The organism is Nocardiopsis mangrovi (assembly GCF_042653925.1).
In the GTDB taxonomy this organism is placed as follows: Bacteria; Actinomycetota; Actinomycetes; order Streptosporangiales; family Streptosporangiaceae; genus Nocardiopsis_B; species Nocardiopsis_B mangrovi.
This window is the reverse complement of record NZ_JBHSFQ010000034.1, coordinates 34,375-48,412: the sequence shown is the minus strand read 5'-3', so window position 1 is coordinate 48,412 and position 14,038 is coordinate 34,375. Positions and strand designations below refer to the sequence as shown.

At 71.2% G+C, this 14,038-nt stretch carries 15 protein-coding genes; 10 read left to right on the top strand and 5 right to left on the bottom strand.

All coding sequences use genetic code 11. The features are described from left to right. Positions 1-12 precede the first annotated feature (12 nt). From nuoL to ACFO4E_RS25605, 5 genes are all read left to right on the top strand, one after another. The gene (gene nuoL / locus ACFO4E_RS25625; protein ID WP_378579009.1) at positions 13-1,962 is read left to right on the top strand and encodes an NADH-quinone oxidoreductase subunit L; all 1,950 of its coding nucleotides are present in this window, start codon (positions 13-15) and stop codon (positions 1,960-1,962) included. Further along, positions 1,962-3,521 (top strand): NADH-quinone oxidoreductase subunit M, encoded by a 1,560-nt coding sequence (locus tag ACFO4E_RS25620; protein WP_378579006.1) that lies wholly within the window; start codon positions 1,962-1,964, stop codon positions 3,519-3,521. The genes nuoL and ACFO4E_RS25620 overlap by 1 nt, the downstream gene beginning before the upstream one ends. Before the next feature lie 8 nt (positions 3,522-3,529). Further along, positions 3,530-5,176, top strand: coding sequence for an NADH-quinone oxidoreductase subunit NuoN (gene nuoN, locus ACFO4E_RS25615; RefSeq protein ID WP_378579053.1), 1,647 nt, complete (start codon positions 3,530-3,532; stop codon positions 5,174-5,176). A 135-nt stretch (positions 5,177-5,311) separates the two neighbouring features. Then, entirely contained in the window at positions 5,312-6,316 is a 1,005-nt protein-coding gene (locus ACFO4E_RS25610) for a polyprenyl synthetase family protein (RefSeq protein WP_378579003.1), read from the top strand. A 161-nt stretch (positions 6,317-6,477) separates the two neighbouring features. Beyond that, positions 6,478-6,930 (top strand): PRC-barrel domain-containing protein, encoded by a 453-nt coding sequence (locus tag ACFO4E_RS25605; protein ID WP_378579001.1) that lies wholly within the window; start codon positions 6,478-6,480, stop codon positions 6,928-6,930. Positions 6,931-6,936: 6 nt separating this feature from the next. Here the strand turns inward: ACFO4E_RS25605 and rarD are convergent, their stop codons facing one another. After that, the gene (rarD, locus tag ACFO4E_RS25600; protein ID WP_378579051.1) at positions 6,937-7,896 is read right to left on the bottom strand and encodes an EamA family transporter RarD; all 960 of its coding nucleotides are present in this window, start codon (positions 7,894-7,896) and stop codon (positions 6,937-6,939) included. A gap of 421 nt (positions 7,897-8,317) precedes the next feature. On the opposite strand from rarD, the gene msrA reads away from it, so the two are divergent. The 4 genes from msrA to ACFO4E_RS25580 all read left to right on the top strand — a co-directional run bounded on the left by msrA (position 8,318) and on the right by ACFO4E_RS25580 (position 10,364). Next, positions 8,318-8,983, top strand: coding sequence for a peptide-methionine (S)-S-oxide reductase MsrA (gene msrA / locus ACFO4E_RS25595; RefSeq protein WP_378578999.1), 666 nt, complete (start codon positions 8,318-8,320; stop codon positions 8,981-8,983). A gap of 110 nt (positions 8,984-9,093) precedes the next feature. Then, on the top strand, positions 9,094-9,543 hold the full coding sequence (locus ACFO4E_RS25590; protein WP_378578997.1) for a helix-turn-helix domain-containing protein: 450 nt from the start codon (positions 9,094-9,096) through the stop codon (positions 9,541-9,543). A 1-nt stretch (position 9,544) separates the two neighbouring features. Further along, positions 9,545-10,096 (top strand): PIN domain-containing protein, encoded by a 552-nt coding sequence (locus tag ACFO4E_RS25585; protein ID WP_378578995.1) that lies wholly within the window; start codon positions 9,545-9,547, stop codon positions 10,094-10,096. A gap of 79 nt (positions 10,097-10,175) precedes the next feature. Next, positions 10,176-10,364, top strand: a complete 189-nt coding sequence (locus tag ACFO4E_RS25580) for a hypothetical protein (protein ID WP_378578993.1) — start codon at positions 10,176-10,178, stop codon at positions 10,362-10,364. A gap of 87 nt (positions 10,365-10,451) precedes the next feature. Here ACFO4E_RS25580 and ACFO4E_RS25575 read toward each other — a convergent pair whose 3' ends face one another. Next, positions 10,452-11,195, bottom strand: a complete 744-nt coding sequence (locus ACFO4E_RS25575) for a MerR family transcriptional regulator (RefSeq protein WP_378578990.1) — start codon at positions 11,193-11,195, stop codon at positions 10,452-10,454. Between the two features lie 161 nt (positions 11,196-11,356). Between ACFO4E_RS25575 and ACFO4E_RS25570 the strand changes: the two genes are divergently transcribed. Further along, the gene (locus tag ACFO4E_RS25570; protein WP_378578989.1) at positions 11,357-12,121 is read left to right on the top strand and encodes a GNAT family N-acetyltransferase; all 765 of its coding nucleotides are present in this window, start codon (positions 11,357-11,359) and stop codon (positions 12,119-12,121) included. Between the two features lie 124 nt (positions 12,122-12,245). Here ACFO4E_RS25570 and ACFO4E_RS25565 read toward each other — a convergent pair whose 3' ends face one another. The 3 genes from ACFO4E_RS25565 to ACFO4E_RS25555 all read right to left on the bottom strand — a co-directional run bounded on the left by ACFO4E_RS25565 (position 12,246) and on the right by ACFO4E_RS25555 (position 14,020). Continuing rightward, positions 12,246-12,455: a hypothetical protein gene (locus tag ACFO4E_RS25565; protein WP_378578988.1), complete on the bottom strand. Its 210-nt coding sequence runs from the start codon at positions 12,453-12,455 to the stop codon at positions 12,246-12,248. Between the two features lie 214 nt (positions 12,456-12,669). Continuing rightward, complete coding sequence (locus tag ACFO4E_RS25560; protein WP_378578987.1) at positions 12,670-13,203, bottom strand: hypothetical protein; 534 nt, start codon at positions 13,201-13,203, stop codon at positions 12,670-12,672. A gap of 148 nt (positions 13,204-13,351) precedes the next feature. Then, entirely contained in the window at positions 13,352-14,020 is a 669-nt protein-coding gene (locus ACFO4E_RS25555; RefSeq protein ID WP_378578986.1) for an NAD(P)H-binding protein, read from the bottom strand. Positions 14,021-14,038 lie beyond the last annotated feature (18 nt).

Sequence of the window (14,038 nt, the reverse complement as noted above, 5' to 3'; positions counted from 1 at the left end):
GGCGACGTGGCTGTGTCTGACGTATACCTCGCCGCCGAGCAGCACGCGATCACCACGGAAGCGAGCGGGGCGATCCTGGGCAACGCCTGGCTGCTGATCGCCTTCCCGCTCCTGGGCGCCGCGATCCTGCTGCTGGGCGGCCGACGCACCGACCGCTGGGGCCACCTGCTGGCCACCGCCCTCCCCCTGGCGAGCTTCGCCTGGGCGGTGGTGGCACTGGTCCAGCTCATCGGCATGCCGGCCGAAGAGCGGAGCCTGTCCGTCCCGGTCTACACCTGGTTCTCCGTCGGCGACTTCACCATCGACGTGAGCCTGCTCCTGGACCCGCTGTCGATCAGCTTCGTCCTGCTGATCACCGGCGTCGGCTCGCTCATCCACATCTACTCCATCGGCTACATGGCCCACGACGAGGGGCGGCGGCGGTTCTTCGCCTACCTCAACCTGTTCGTGGCCGCCATGCTGGTGCTGGTGCTGGCCGACAACTTCGCGCTGCTGTTCCTCGGCTGGGAGGGCGTCGGCCTCGCCTCCTACCTGCTCATCGGGTTCTGGCAGTACAAGGACTCCGCGGCGGCCGCCGCCAAGAAGGCGTTCCTGATCAACCGGGTCGGCGACATGGGCCTGCTGATCGCGATCATGCTGATGTTCACCACCTTCGGCACGGTCGCCTACAGCGAGGTGCTGGGCGCCTCGACCGAGGCCACCCAGGGCGTCATGACCGCCATCGGGCTGCTGCTCCTGCTCGGCGCGTGCGGCAAGTCGGCGCAGCTGCCGCTGCAGGCCTGGCTGCTGGACGCCATGGAGGGCCCCACCCCGGTGTCCGCGCTGATCCACGCGGCCACCATGGTCACCGCCGGCGTCTACCTCATCGTCCGCTCCGGCCCGGTGTTCGAGGCGGCCCCGGCCGCGCAGCTCACCGTGGCCATCGTCGGCGCCGCCACCCTGCTCGCCGGTGCGATCATCGGGTGCGCCAAGGACGACATCAAGAAGGGCCTGGCCGGCTCCACGATGAGCCAGATCGGCTACATGACGCTGGCCGCCGGGCTCGGGCCCGCCGGCTACGCGGTGGCGATCGCCCACCTGGTCACGCACGGCTTCTTCAAGGCCGGGCTGTTCCTCGGGGCCGGGTCGGTCATGCACGGCATGAACGACGAGGTCGACATGCGCAAGTACGGCGGGCTGCGCAAGGCCATGCCGATCACCTTCGTGACCTTCGGCCTGGGCTACCTCGCCATCATCGGCTTCCCGTTCATGTCGGGCTGGTGGACCAAGGAGGGCATCATCGAGGCCGCCTTCGCCAGCGGTGGCACCAGCGGGCTGATCCTGGGCGGCGCGGCGCTCCTGGGCGCCGGGCTCACCGCGTTCTACATGACCCGCATGATGATCATGACGTTCTTCGGGGAGAAGCGCTGGGCCGAGGGCACCCACCCGCACGAGTCCCCGGCGTCGATGACGGTGCCGATGATCGTGCTGGCGGCGGGGTCGGTCCTGCTCGGCGCGATCCTGGTGTTCGGCTACCGGTTCGCGGCCTTCCTCGAACCCGCCGTCGGCGCGCCCGACGACCACCACGAGTTCAGCCTCGCCACCATGCTCACGAGCGTCCCCAGCCTCGCGGCCCTGGGCCTGATGGTGGCCGGCGTCGCGGTGGCGTGGTTCATGTACGGGCGCCGCCCGGTTCCGCGGACCGCCCCGGCCGGCAACTTCGTCACGGTGGCGGCGAGCAACGAGCTGTACGGCAACGAGATCAACGAGGGGCTGTTCACGCGCCCCGGCCAGGTGCTGACCAAGGCCCTGGTCGCCTTCGACACCAAGGTGGTCGACGGCCTGGTCAACGGGATCGGGTCGAGCGTGCGCGAGAGCTCCGAGGGGCTGCGCGGCGCCCAGACCGGGTTCGCCCGGACCTACGCACTGACGATGCTGTTCGGGGCCGTCATCGTCGTCGCAACGCTGGCTGTGAGGATCTGATGACCGACATCCCCTGGCTCACCCTCGCCATCGCGCTGCCCGCCCTGGGCGGCCTGGGCGTGGCGCTGCTGCCGCGCGAAAAGGCGGAGCTGGCCAAGCGCGTGACCCTGGGCGTCACGCTGGCCACGCTGGTCCTGGTCGCCGCCATGGCGTCGGCGTTCGTCCCGACGTCGGCCGAGCGCCTCCAGTTCACCGAGGTCTACCCGTGGATCCCGCGGTTCGGCGTGAGCTACGCGGTCGGCGTGGACGGCATCGCCCTGCTGCTGATCCTGATGTCGGCGGTGCTGGTGCCCCTGGTGGTGCTGGCCGCGTGGCGGGAGAACGACGACGCCGACGACCGCGGCAAGGGCTACTTCGCGCTGATCCTGGTGCTCGAAGCGATGATGATCGGGGTCTTCGCGGCCACCGACGTCTTCCTGTTCTACGTGTTCTTCGAGGCCATGCTGATCCCGGTCTACTTCATGATCGGGCGCTACGGCCGCGGCGACGGCCGCCGCCGCGCGGCGGTGAAGTTCCTGCTCTACAGCCTGTTCGGCGGGCTGCTCATGCTGGTCGCCGTCATCGGGGTCTACGTCTACGGCGGCACGTTCCTGTGGAGCGACCTGGTCGGGCCCGAGGGCGGCCTGGCCGGCCTCGACACGTCGGTGGCCCGCTGGCTGTTCCTCGGCTTCTTCATCGCCTTCGCGATCAAGGCGCCGATGTGGCCGCTGCACACCTGGCTGCCCTCGGCGGCCGGCTCGTCGCGGCCCGGCACCGCCGTGCTGCTGGTCGGCGTGCTCGACAAGGTCGGCACCTACGGCATGCTGCGCTACTGCCTGGAGCTGTTCCCCGAGGCGTCGGCGTGGTTCGTCTGGCCGGTCCTGGTGCTGAGCGTGATCAGCATCGTCTACGGGGCGATCCTGGCGATCGGGCAGAGCGACATGCTCCGCCTCATCGCCTACACCTCGGTCTCCCACTTCGGGTTCATCACCCTGGGCATCTTCGCGATGACCTCCCAGGGCCAGTCCGGGGCCTCGCTCTACATGGTCAACCACGGCTTCGCGACCGGGGCGCTGTTCCTGGTCGTGGGCTTCCTCATCGCGCGGCGCGGCTCGGCGCAGATCGCCGACTACCGGGGCGTGCAGAAGGTGGCGCCGGTGCTGGCCGGGTCGTTCCTGGTGGCCGGCCTGGCGGGGCTCGCCCTGCCGGGGCTGTCGCCGTTCGTCAGCGAGTTCCTGGTGTTCATCGGGACGTTCGCCGCCTACCCCGTCCCGGCGGTCATCGCCGCCATCGGCGTGGTGCTGGCCGCGCTCTACATCCTGTGGATGTACCAGCGCACCATGACCGGGCCCACGCCCGAATCGCTGGCGAAGCTGCGCGACCTGTCCAAGCGGGAGGTGTGGGCGGTCGCCCCGCTGCTCGCGCTGATCGTGGTCTTCGGCGTCTACCCGCAGCCGCTGCTGAACGTCATCAACCCCGCGGTCGCGGAGACCATGCGGCAGGTCGGCACCACCGACCCCGCGCCGGAGATCGACGCCGCCGGCCTGAGCGCCGAAGGCCAGGAAGGAGAGACCGAGTGATCCCCGCGATCCACCCGGCGCCCGCCGCGGCCCTCGCCGCGCCGACGATCACCGAGGCGCCCCCGCACATCGACTACTGGCTGCTGTCCCCGATGCTGGTGGTCTTCGCCGCCGCCGTGGCCGGGGTGCTCATCGAGGCGTTCGTGCCCCAGGCCCGCCGACGCACCGTCCAGTTCGTGCTGGCGCTGGCCGCCCTGGCCGCGGCGTTCGTGCTCACGGTGCTCCAGGTCGGCTCGCTGCCGCCCGGCGAGGCCGGCGTCACGCTGGCCATGGGCAGCGTCGCGGTCGACCGGGTCGCGCTGTTCCTCCAGGGGACCGTCCTGGTCCTGGCGGTGATCAGCCTGCTGCTCATCGCCGAGAACCGGCGCGGTGAGAGCGCGTTCGCCGCGCAGGCGGCCACGGTGCCCGGGAGCGAGGAGGAGCGCGGCCACGTCCTCGCGGGGTCGCAGCACACCGAGGTCTACCCGCTGGTGATGTTCGCGGTGCTGGGCATGCAGCTGTTCCCGGCGGCCAACGACTTCCTGACGATGTTCATCGCGCTGGAGGTGCTGAGCCTCCCGCTGTACCTGCTCTGCGGGCTGGCCCGGCGCCGGCGGCTGTTCTCCCAGGAAGCGGCGGTCAAGTACTTCCTGCTGGGGGCGTTCTCCTCGGCGTTCTTCCTGTTCGGCATCGCGCTGGTGTACGGCTACGTCGGCTCGGTCAACTTCGCCGACGTCAACGACGTCGTCACGTCGGGGACCTCCCCGCTGTTCGGCGAGGGCGGCGAGGCGGTGCTGCTCATCGGGATCGGCCTGGTGGGCGTGGGCCTGCTGTTCAAGGTCGGCGCGGTCCCCTTCCACAACTGGAAGCCGGACGTGTACCAGGGCGCCCCGACCCCCATCACGGCGCTGATGGCCTCCTGCACGCTGGTCGCGGCGTTCGGCGCGCTGCTGCGCGTGTTCTACTCGGCGTTCGGCGGCTCGGTGGAGCAGTGGCGGCCCATGCTGTGGGTGGTGGCCATCCTCACCATGGTGCTCGCCGCCGTCGTCGCGGTCACCCAGCGCGACATCAAGCGGCTGCTGGCCTACTCCTCGGTCGTGCACGCCGGGTTCGTGCTGACCGCGGTCGTCGCCGCCAGCCCCGAGGGCGTCGCGGGCGCCATGTTCTACCTGGCCGCCTACGGGTTCACCACGATCGGCGCGTTCGCCGTGGTCACCCTCGTGCGCACGCACGAGACCGGGCCGGAGGCAGGGGAGCTGACCCAGTGGGCCGGTCTGGGGCGCACCTCGCCGATGCTCGCGGGCGCGCTGGCGCTGTTCCTGCTGGCCTTCGCGGGTATTCCGCTCACGAGCGGGTTCATCGGCAAGTTCGCCGTGTTCCAGGCGGCGATGGCCGCGGGGGCCACCCCGCTGGTCGTCGTCGGCGTGCTCAGCAGCGCGGTCACGGCGTTCTTCTACGTGCGCATCATCGTGCTGATGTTCTTCGCCGAACCGGCGGAGGCCGGTCCGAAGGTGGTCAGGGCCGGAGCCCTCACCGGATCGGCCATTGTCGTGGGCGTCGCCGCGACGTTCCTGCTCGGCGTGTTCCCCACGCCGGTCCTGGACAACCTCGTTCCCCAGCCCGGGCAGGAGGGAGCCGAGCCGGCTGCGGCCACGGCGGACGGGTTCACCCGGTAACGTCGGGGGCCCGGGGCGCGGCTTTGGCTGTTGAATCCGGGTCCGCTAACTTGGCAGTCGGATTATGTTCATCCCGAGAGCGCGCGATATGTCCGGTTGGATATATCGCGCGCCGTTGACATGTGGAGCTTTCAGGTGAGCGGTGCTGTCCCGAGCGGTTTCCTCGCTCTGCCGAGTGTCGACGCCGACCTCGCCCGGGAGGTCCAGGACTCCCTCGACCAGGTCGAGAAGGTCCTGCGCGAGGCGGTCGCGGCGAGCGACCCCATCCTGACCGATGCAGCCGGCCACCTGGTCTCCGCCGGCGGCAAGCGGTTCCGCGCCACGCTCGTCCTGCTGGCGTCGTATTTCGGCGACCCCGCGGCGCCCGACCTCGTCCGCGCCGCCGCCGTGGTGGAGCTGACCCACGTCGCCACCCTCTACCACGACGACGTCATGGACGAGGCCGAGCTGCGCCGCGGCGAGCCCAGCGCCAACCAGATCTGGGGCAACACCGTGGCGATCCTCGCGGGCGACTACGTCTTCGCCCGCGCCTCGGAGATGCTCGCCGACCTCGGCACCGAGGCGGTGCGCATGCAGGCGCGCACCTTCGGCCGCCTGGTGCAGGGGCAGATCCTGGAGACCTCCGGCCCGCGCGAGGGCACCGACCCGCTGACCCACTACACCAACGTCATCGCCGACAAGACCGCGTCGCTCATCGCGGCCTCCGCGGAGTTCGGCGCCACCTTCGGCAAGGCCGAGCCCGAGACCATCGAGACCATCACCCGGGCCTGCGACGCGCTGGGCATGGCGTTCCAGCTGTCCGACGACATCCTCGACGTCAGCAGCGACACCGCGGAGTCGGGCAAGGTCCCCGGAACCGACCTGCGCGAGGGCGTCCTCACCCTGCCGATGTTCTACGCGCTGCGCAGCACCGACCCCGCCGACGAACGGCTGCGCGGGCTGCTCGGCCGGCCGCTGGACGACGACGAGACCGCCGAGGCGCTGCGGCTGCTGCGCGCCCACCCGGCCATGGAGCAGGCGCGCGCCTCGATGCGCGGATGGGCCGACAGGGCCCGGACCGAACTCGCCTCCCTGCCCGTGGGCCGGGCGCGCACCGCGTTCGAAGCGCTCTGCGACTACGTGGTCGAACGCACCGGCTGACCGCCACCACGCCCTTCCCGAGGCCCCGGTAACGCCGGGGTCTGATCTTGGTCATGCGCCGACAACCGCCGCATGCCCGCCCCTCCCATGGGCATGCGCGCCCGTTGGCGGCGGAGCCGCCGCCGACAGACGGCAGGGCGGGCAAAGGGGAGCGTGGGGCAGTGGCGGTTGACAACGGGGCGGAGTGGCTCATCGGGCACCGGCTCCTTGACCGGGACGGCAGCAGCGTCGGCAGGATCGGCCAGGTCTTCTACGACGACCAGACCGACGCGCCGAAGTGGATCACGGTCCGCACGGGGCTGTTCGGCAGCCGCGAGTTCCTGGTCCCGCTGATGGGCGCGCGCTCGGTCGACGAAGGGCTCCAGGTGCCCTTCGAACGCGATCTGATCAAGGCCGCCCCCGGATTCCCCATCGGCGAGCACATCTCGGTGGACGAGGAGGACCGGGTCTACCGCCACTACGGGCTGCGCGCCGAGGTCCCCGAGCAGCGGCGGCCCGAGGCCGAAGGCCGCCCGCGGGGCAGGCACGCCCGTCCGGAGCCGGTGGCCGAGGTCGCCAACGCAACGGGGGACGCCGATCCCCACGAGCGGCCCGAGGAGGAGAGCCGCCCGTAGGGCCCCTCAGGCGGAGGGCGTCGGCGAAGCCGCCGGGCTCGGGGCGGCCGGAGAAGTCGGGGTCGGAGGGGCCGGCGGAGCCGTGCCGGCACCGTCGCGCGCGTCCGTGCCCGTGCCCGCGCTCCGCGACGCCGCCCGGTTCAGCCGGGCGGTGCGCAGCATGTCCACGGCGAACACCACCAGGGCCACCCACACGATCGCGAAGCCGATCCACCGGCTGAGGGACAGCGGCTCGTCGAAGATGAGCCACGCGAACAGGAACTGCAGCACCGGGACCATGAACTGGAGCAGCCCCAGCATGCTCAGCGGCACCCGCCGGGCCGCCGCGCCGAAGCAGAGCAGCGGGACGCTGGTGACCAGGCCGGTGGCGACCAGCAGCGCCGTGTGCGTCCCCGACACGCTGAACAGCGTGCCCGCGCCGGTGGCCTCCAGGTAGACGACGTAGGCCGCGGCGGGGGCGAACATCAGCAGCGTCTCGATCGTCAGGCTCTCCAGGCCGTCGAGCCGGGTGAACTTCTTGATCACGCCATAGGTGGCGAAAGACGACGCCATTCCGAGGGCCAGCCACGGGGGCGCCCCGTAGGCGAAGCCCAGCACGATGACGGCGACCCCGCCCAGCCCCACGGCGACCCACTGTGCCGGGCGCAGCCGTTCGGCGAACACCAGCACCCCGAGGACCACGCTGACGAGCGGGTTGATGAAGTAGCCGAGAGATGCCTGCGTCGCCTGGCCGGAGTTCACGGCGACGATGAACAGCCCCCAGTTCACCGAGATCAGCGCGGCGGCGCCGGCCAGCATGAGCAGCTGGCGGGGGCTGCGCAGGACGTCGGTCAGCCAGCGCCAGTGCCGCCGCACGGCGAGGATCAGCAGGACGGCCGCCAGGGACCACACCATGCGCTGCGCGAGGATCTCCAGCGGCGCGGCGGCGGCGACAAGGGGCCAGTACAGGGTCGAGAACGCCCACATCAGATAGGCACTGGCGCCGAGGAGGACACCTCGGTTGGAACGGTTGGGATCGGGCACATTGCGAGATTAAAGGACGAATCATCCTATGAATACTTAGATTTCCTAACCCCTGACCTGAAGCACGCGGAAACCCCGCGCCGCACCGGCGCGTTCACCCCGCGCCGAGGCGCCCGCCGTGAGCAACACCACGGCCGGCGGGGCGGCGAAACGGCCGAACAGGCAGGCCGCGCGGTGGTGCGGCCGTTCCGGGAGCGCACGGACGCGGCCGACCCGACGGGCCACGCAGGACGCGGCCGACCACGGTGGGCCGCCCGCGGGATGCGGCCGGGTGAGCGGCGCTCGGGGCGGGGGGTTCCGGCTGATACCCAGGGGGTGTGGACAGGACATGGGTCGTGCCCGCCCGCGCGGGTAGTCTGAAGACATGTTCGGGCAGAAGGCAACAATGGTCGATCCGGCGCGGGCGCTGCCCGGCCGTGATACTCCGATTCCTGTTCCCGCCGCGCACGAGGTGCTCGGCACCCCGCTGACCCCGCCCTATCCCGAGGGCAGCGAGGTCGCCGACATCGCCATGGGCTGCTTCTGGGGCGCCGAGCGCGCCTTCTGGCGGCTCGGTGCCGAGCGGGGGATCATCACCACCGCCGTGGGCTACGCGGGGGGCTACACCCCCAACCCCACCTACGAGGAGGTCTGCACCGGACGCACCGGCCACACCGAGGCCGTGCGCGTGGTGTTCGACCCCCGGGTGATCACCTACGTCGACCTGCTCCGGGTCTTCTGGGAGGGCCACGACCCCACACAGGGCATGCGCCAGGGCAACGACGTCGGCACGCAGTACCGCTCCGCGATCCTCTACCACGGCGACACCCAGAAGGCCGCCGCCGAGGCCACCCGCGACGCCTTCCAGCCGGTCCTCACCTACGCGGGCTACGGCCCGATCACCACCGAGATCATCCCCGCAGGCCCGTTCTACTTCGCCGAGGGCTACCACCAGCAGTACCTGAGCGACACCAAGAACCCCAACGGCTACTGCGGCATCGGTGGCACAGGAGCCACCTGCCCGGTGGGAGTCGCCGGAACCGGATCCTGAGACGGCTCCGCCCATCGAAGCCGTCGCCTGCGGCGCCGCGCCCGCCGAGCTGTTGCGCTTATTTCGTTTGTTGCGGATAATCGGGTAAGTGCATCGACGGAGGGAGAGTCGTGACCGCACCGTCCGCATACCCCGATGCCGATGAGGCGCGGGCCGCCCAGGCCGCTCTGCCCCGCCTCCGCCGCTACCTGGAGGACCACCCGGAGAACCCGACCAGCGTGCCCGTCGTGACGGAGGACGACCGCGAGGAACTCGTCCTTCCCCGTGCGGCTCTGGAGCTGCTCCTCGGCGTGCTCGCGCACATGGCGGCGGGCCGGGGGGTCTCCATTGTTCCGGCGCACGCGGAGCTGACCACCCAGGAAGCGGCCGACATGCTGAACGTGTCGCGCCCGTACCTCATCGGTCTGCTCAACGCAGGAGAGATCGAGTTCCGCATGGTGGGCACCCACCGCCGTGTGCGAGCAGACTCCCTACTCGATTACCTGCGCCGCGATGACCAGCGGCGACGCGAGGCGGCCGACGAACTGTCCGCCATGAACCGGGAGCTGGGCCTCGACTGACATGGCCTTCGTCGTTCTCTACGATGCGAATGTCCTCTACCCGAGTACTCTGCGTGACCTGCTGATTCGCATCGCGCAATCCGGCCTGGTGCAGGCCAAGTGGACACACCGGATACTCGATGAGGTCTTCGGCAACCTTCAGCGGAACCGTCCCGACCTCTCCGGTACGTCGCTCGCCCGCACCCGGGAGCTCATGGTCTCCGCGGTACGGGACTGCCTCGTCACCGGATATGAACCGCTGATCGACGCGGTCCGGCTCCCCGATCCCGATGACGGGCATGTCCTGGCAGCGGCGATCAGGGCGAACGCTCAGGTCATCGTCACATCGAATCTCCGGGACTTTCCGGCCTCGGCGCTGGCGGGCTGGGACATCGAGGTCAAGAGTCCCGACGATTTCATCGTCGACCAGATCCATCTGGACCGGAAGATCGTCTGGTCGTGCGCGCAGCGGATCGCGGACTCATGGCGCAACCCGCCGGGGACCGTCGGCGATGTCCTGGCCCGGCTCGAACGGAGCGGGATCGTACGCGCGGCAGCGGAGTTGCGGATCTGAGGCCACGCCAGGAGCGCACGATCGCTGGCCGAAGGCGAAGTGAAAGCGGATTGTCACTGGCGTGCGGAAGAGTGGCGTCATGGAGAACCACGAACTTCGACACGAGGCGGGCCTGGGGCGGGTTCGGCGGCGGCGGGTGCGGATCGATGCCGTGCTGGCCGACCTGCGGCGCAATGAGCAGCGGCGGTGCGACACGCACGACGACGCGGCCGGCCGGGGGTCCGAACGCCGGGGCGATTCCGCCCGGGGGCACCACCACGCTCAGTGAACCGGTGCACGGGCCGCCCGGCGAACCAGGTTCGCCGGGCGGCCCGTGCCGCATGACAGGGTGCCCGTCCGCCCCGGGCGGATCGCGTCACCCTGCGGCGGTGGCCCTGCCGATGTAGGCGATCATCTCCTCGCTCGGGCCGCCGCTGGTGCGGACCTCCTCGCTGTTCTCCGCGCGCATCCGGTACAGGGAGTCGCGCAGGGCGGGGTCGCCCCCGTGGAACGCCTCCAGGAGGGCCGTCCACCGCCGGGCCAGATCCCGCACCCGCGGGTCGGCGGGGTCGGTTCCGGCGTCCATCTCCGCCTGGACCAGGCCGATCAGCCGCGGCCATTCCGCGATCTCCGCCGCGACCGCGTCCTCTCCCCGCTGCTCCCGGCGCTCCCGCAGCGCACCGAGCTGCTCTTCGGAGAAGTATCTGCCCATCGTGTCGTTCACGTCGCTCACTCCTTCGATGAGGGAGAGGAGGTCGTCGGGCGCGAAGTCGCCGGTCTCCTCCGCCGTGCGCAGCACCATGCCCAGCCGGGTGCGCAGCACCCGCAGCGCTTCGAGCCGCGCGTCGACGTGGGCGGCGTGGTCGCGCAGGAGCCCGATGAGGTCCAGCCGCCCGTCCAGCAGCAGCCTGATCGTCTCCAGCGGCAGGCCGAAGGCGCGCAGCGCCACCACACGGTAGAGGCGGCGCACGTCGTCCGCGTCGTAGACGCGGTGGCCGGCGGCGGTCCGCGCGGACGGCGGCACCACCCCGATGTGCTCGTAGTGGTGCAGCGTACGCACGGTCAGTCCGGTCGCCCGCGCCAGCTCACCCACCTTCCAGGTGCGTCCGTCGCGGTCCATCGCGCCCCTCCTCCCTCTGTTCCCGCCGCACGGTGCGGCGTTGGAGGCGACGCTAGGTCCTGACGTCGCGTCAGGTGCAAGCAGCCGCTATCGGCGGGACCCGTCCAGGAGACCACAGGGCCGGTGCGGCGGCGCGCGGCGTGTGCGCGAGGGTTGGGGGTATGCGCGATGTCGACGGAGTGCGGCTGTATGTGGAGAACGCGGCGCGGATGTGGCCGTGCCGGGGGCCGGAGTTCCATCGCCCGCTGCCCGTGCCGGTGGGGGCGCTGCTGCACCGGGTGCCGCGGATGGAGACCTGGCGCGGGCTGCTGACCCGGCGCCTGTGCGCCGCACCGCCCGAGCTGGTGGAGCCCGCTGTGGCCCGGCGCGGCCCCTACACCCTGGAGGACCCGTTCGGCGCCCTCGACTGGGAGGGGCCCGTGCCCGACCGGGTGGCGGAGTACCCGGTCATGGTCCTGCGGCCCGGGACCGGCGGGAACGCCGGCGACGGCGTGCCAGCCCCGGGAGGTGGTGGCCGGTCCGGCATCCGCGTGGCTCCCATCGCCGGACCGGCGGACCTGGCCGCAGCGGAGCGGGTCATCGCCGAAGGGTTTCCCGTCCCGGCTGCGCTCCCGCTGCTGCCCGGCGGGTTCCTGCCGCCGCGGATCCTGGACGATCCGGCGGCCGGAGTACTGCTGGCACGCTCGGCGGGCTGCCCGGCCGCCGCGTGCGTCACCTATGACAGCGGTGGCGCGGTCGGCGTTTACTGGCTGGCCACCCTGCCGGAGTACCGTTCTCGGGGCCTGGGCCGCGCGGTCATGGACTCCGTGCGCGCCGCCCACCCCGGGCGTGTCCTGACGCTGGTGGCGACCCCCGACGGTGCCCCGCTGTACGCGTCGATGGGCTTCGCCGAAGTGTCGCGGTCGTGCTGGCGGTTCTGGAGTTGACCGCCGATGCGCTGGAGCATGCCCCGGCATGCCCCAGCGCGCGTCCCGGATCGGCACTGTCCGAATCGGGCCGGTCCGCCACTATGACGTGGGTCGAATGCGTCCACCCGAACCCCCGTGCGGTTTAGCTGTGGCCGGTGTTGCCGATGTCGTGGATGTCGACCACGTTGCACTGGGCCTTGGCGACACCGGTGAACGTCAGAGCGTCGACGCAGATCGGGATGGTGATGTTCTGGATGTCGGCGTTGTTGTCCGCTGCCGCGGGGCCGGCCATGGCGCCGAAGGCGAGCGCGGTCGCCGCGAGCAGACCGGAAACGGTGGCAATACGCTTCATTGTCTTCCCTTCACGAGTTCGGGTGGAGCGAGCGGTTCCGCCCGCCCGTTGTAACTTAGCGTAGTGCCACCAGTGCGTCATGTGATTCAGGGCAGAATTCGGGGATTGTCTTCCCGGCCCGCCGGGGCGGCGCCCGCCCTGCCCCGGAAACGGCGGCGGCCCGTGTGCGCGAACGCGCACACGGGCCGCCGTCATGATGCGGGACGGCCGGGGGTCACCAGCCCTGCTGCTGGCCGTACCCCGGGTACTGCTGCCCGTAGCCCTGCTGCTGGCCGTACCCCTGCTGGTAGCCCTGCTGCTGCCCGTAGCCCGGCTGGCCGTAGCCGGGCTGCTGCTGGTAGCCCTGGCCGTACTGCTGGCCGGTCTGGTACTGGTAGCCCGCGTAGGGGTCCTGCTGCTGGCCGCCCGTGGGGTGCTGCTGGTAGGGCTGCTGCTGCCCGGATTCGTCCTTGGCCCGCTCGGGCTTGGCCTCGTCGGCGGGCGCGGGGTCGCTCTTCGGCTCGGGCCGGAAGATGAACAGCCGCGTGGTGGCCCCTTCGGCACCGGTGCTCGGGGCGGTCTGGTCCAGCCGCCACCCGGCCTCCTCGATGCCTTCGAGGATGCGGGTGAGCCCGGGGCGGACCTTGCTGGACTCCTCGTCATAGCTGTTGACGTCCAGCTGGATGATGAACATCCGGCGGTTCTGCTGCGCAGCGACCTTGGCGTGCTCGACGACGGTGCTGTCCCTCACGACCTGCGTGACGCTCATTGATCAACCGTACCCATCTGCTCTCTGCGGCGCTCGCGAGCCCGTCGAGCGTAATTGCGCATCTTCCACGTCCGTCGAGGAGTCGGCCGATCGGCCGCTTCGCCACCCATGATGCCCGCTATGCGGGCTTCTGGCCACAGGCTTCCGCTCACGGCCGGTTCCGGACCGACGCCATCGCCTCGTCGATCGGTGTCGGTCCGCCCACCAGTTCGAGGACCTGCCCGATGGTCGCCGGCTCGTCGATCACGGCGGCGACCACGGCGGCCACGTCCTGCCGGGTGACCTCACCCCTCTCGACCTTCGGCGCGAGCCGGACCCGTCCGGTTCCCGGATCGTCGGTCAGGCGCCCCGGGCGCAGGATCGTCCAGTCGGTCTCCAGGCTGCGGCCGCGGAGGTCGTCGTCGGCGGCGCGCTTGGCCTCGATGTAGGCGGCGAACACCGGGTCGGAACCGGGCGGCGGGCCCTCGTCGGCGGCGATGGCCGACACCATCACATAGCGGCGCACCCCCGCCAGCGACGCGGCGTCGGCCAGCAGGGCCGCCGCGTCGCGGTCGACCGTGGTCTTGCGCGCCGCCCCGCTGCCGGGCCCGGCGCCCGCCGCGAACACGACGGCGTCGGCGCCCATGACCTTCTCGGTCAGCCGGGTGGCCGTGGTGTCCTCCAGGTCGATGACCACGGGCTCGGCACCGGCCGCGCGCACGTCGTCGGCGTGGTCGGGGTTGCGGATGAGTCCCACGGGGGAGTCCCCGCGCTCGGCCAGCAGCCGTTCCAGCCTCAGGGCGATCTTGCCGTGTCCTCCGGCGATGACAATACGCATACCCCGCAGGCTATGCCC

Bases quoted from the DNA above. Each gene is read 5' to 3' on its own strand.
- ACFO4E_RS25585 (WP_378578995.1), top strand. From the start codon at position 9,545: ATGGCCTTCGTCGTTCTCTACGATGCGAATGTCCTCTACCCGAGTACT.
- ACFO4E_RS25575 (WP_378578990.1), bottom strand. From the start codon at position 11,195: ATGGACCGCGACGGACGCACCTGGAAGGTGGGTGAGCTGGCGCGGGCG.
- ACFO4E_RS25620 (WP_378579006.1), top strand. From the start codon at position 1,962: ATGACCGACATCCCCTGGCTCACCCTCGCCATCGCGCTGCCCGCCCTG.
- ACFO4E_RS25580 (WP_378578993.1), top strand. From the start codon at position 10,176: ATGGAGAACCACGAACTTCGACACGAGGCGGGCCTGGGGCGGGTTCGG.
- rarD (WP_378579051.1), bottom strand. From the start codon at position 7,896: ATGTGGGCGTTCTCGACCCTGTACTGGCCCCTTGTCGCCGCCGCCGCG.
- ACFO4E_RS25555 (WP_378578986.1), bottom strand. From the start codon at position 14,020: ATGCGTATTGTCATCGCCGGAGGACACGGCAAGATCGCCCTGAGGCTG.
- ACFO4E_RS25565 (WP_378578988.1), bottom strand. From the start codon at position 12,455: ATGAAGCGTATTGCCACCGTTTCCGGTCTGCTCGCGGCGACCGCGCTC.
- ACFO4E_RS25560 (WP_378578987.1), bottom strand. From the start codon at position 13,203: ATGAGCGTCACGCAGGTCGTGAGGGACAGCACCGTCGTCGAGCACGCC.
- msrA (WP_378578999.1), top strand. From the start codon at position 8,318: ATGTTCGGGCAGAAGGCAACAATGGTCGATCCGGCGCGGGCGCTGCCC.
- ACFO4E_RS25570 (WP_378578989.1), top strand. From the start codon at position 11,357: ATGCGCGATGTCGACGGAGTGCGGCTGTATGTGGAGAACGCGGCGCGG.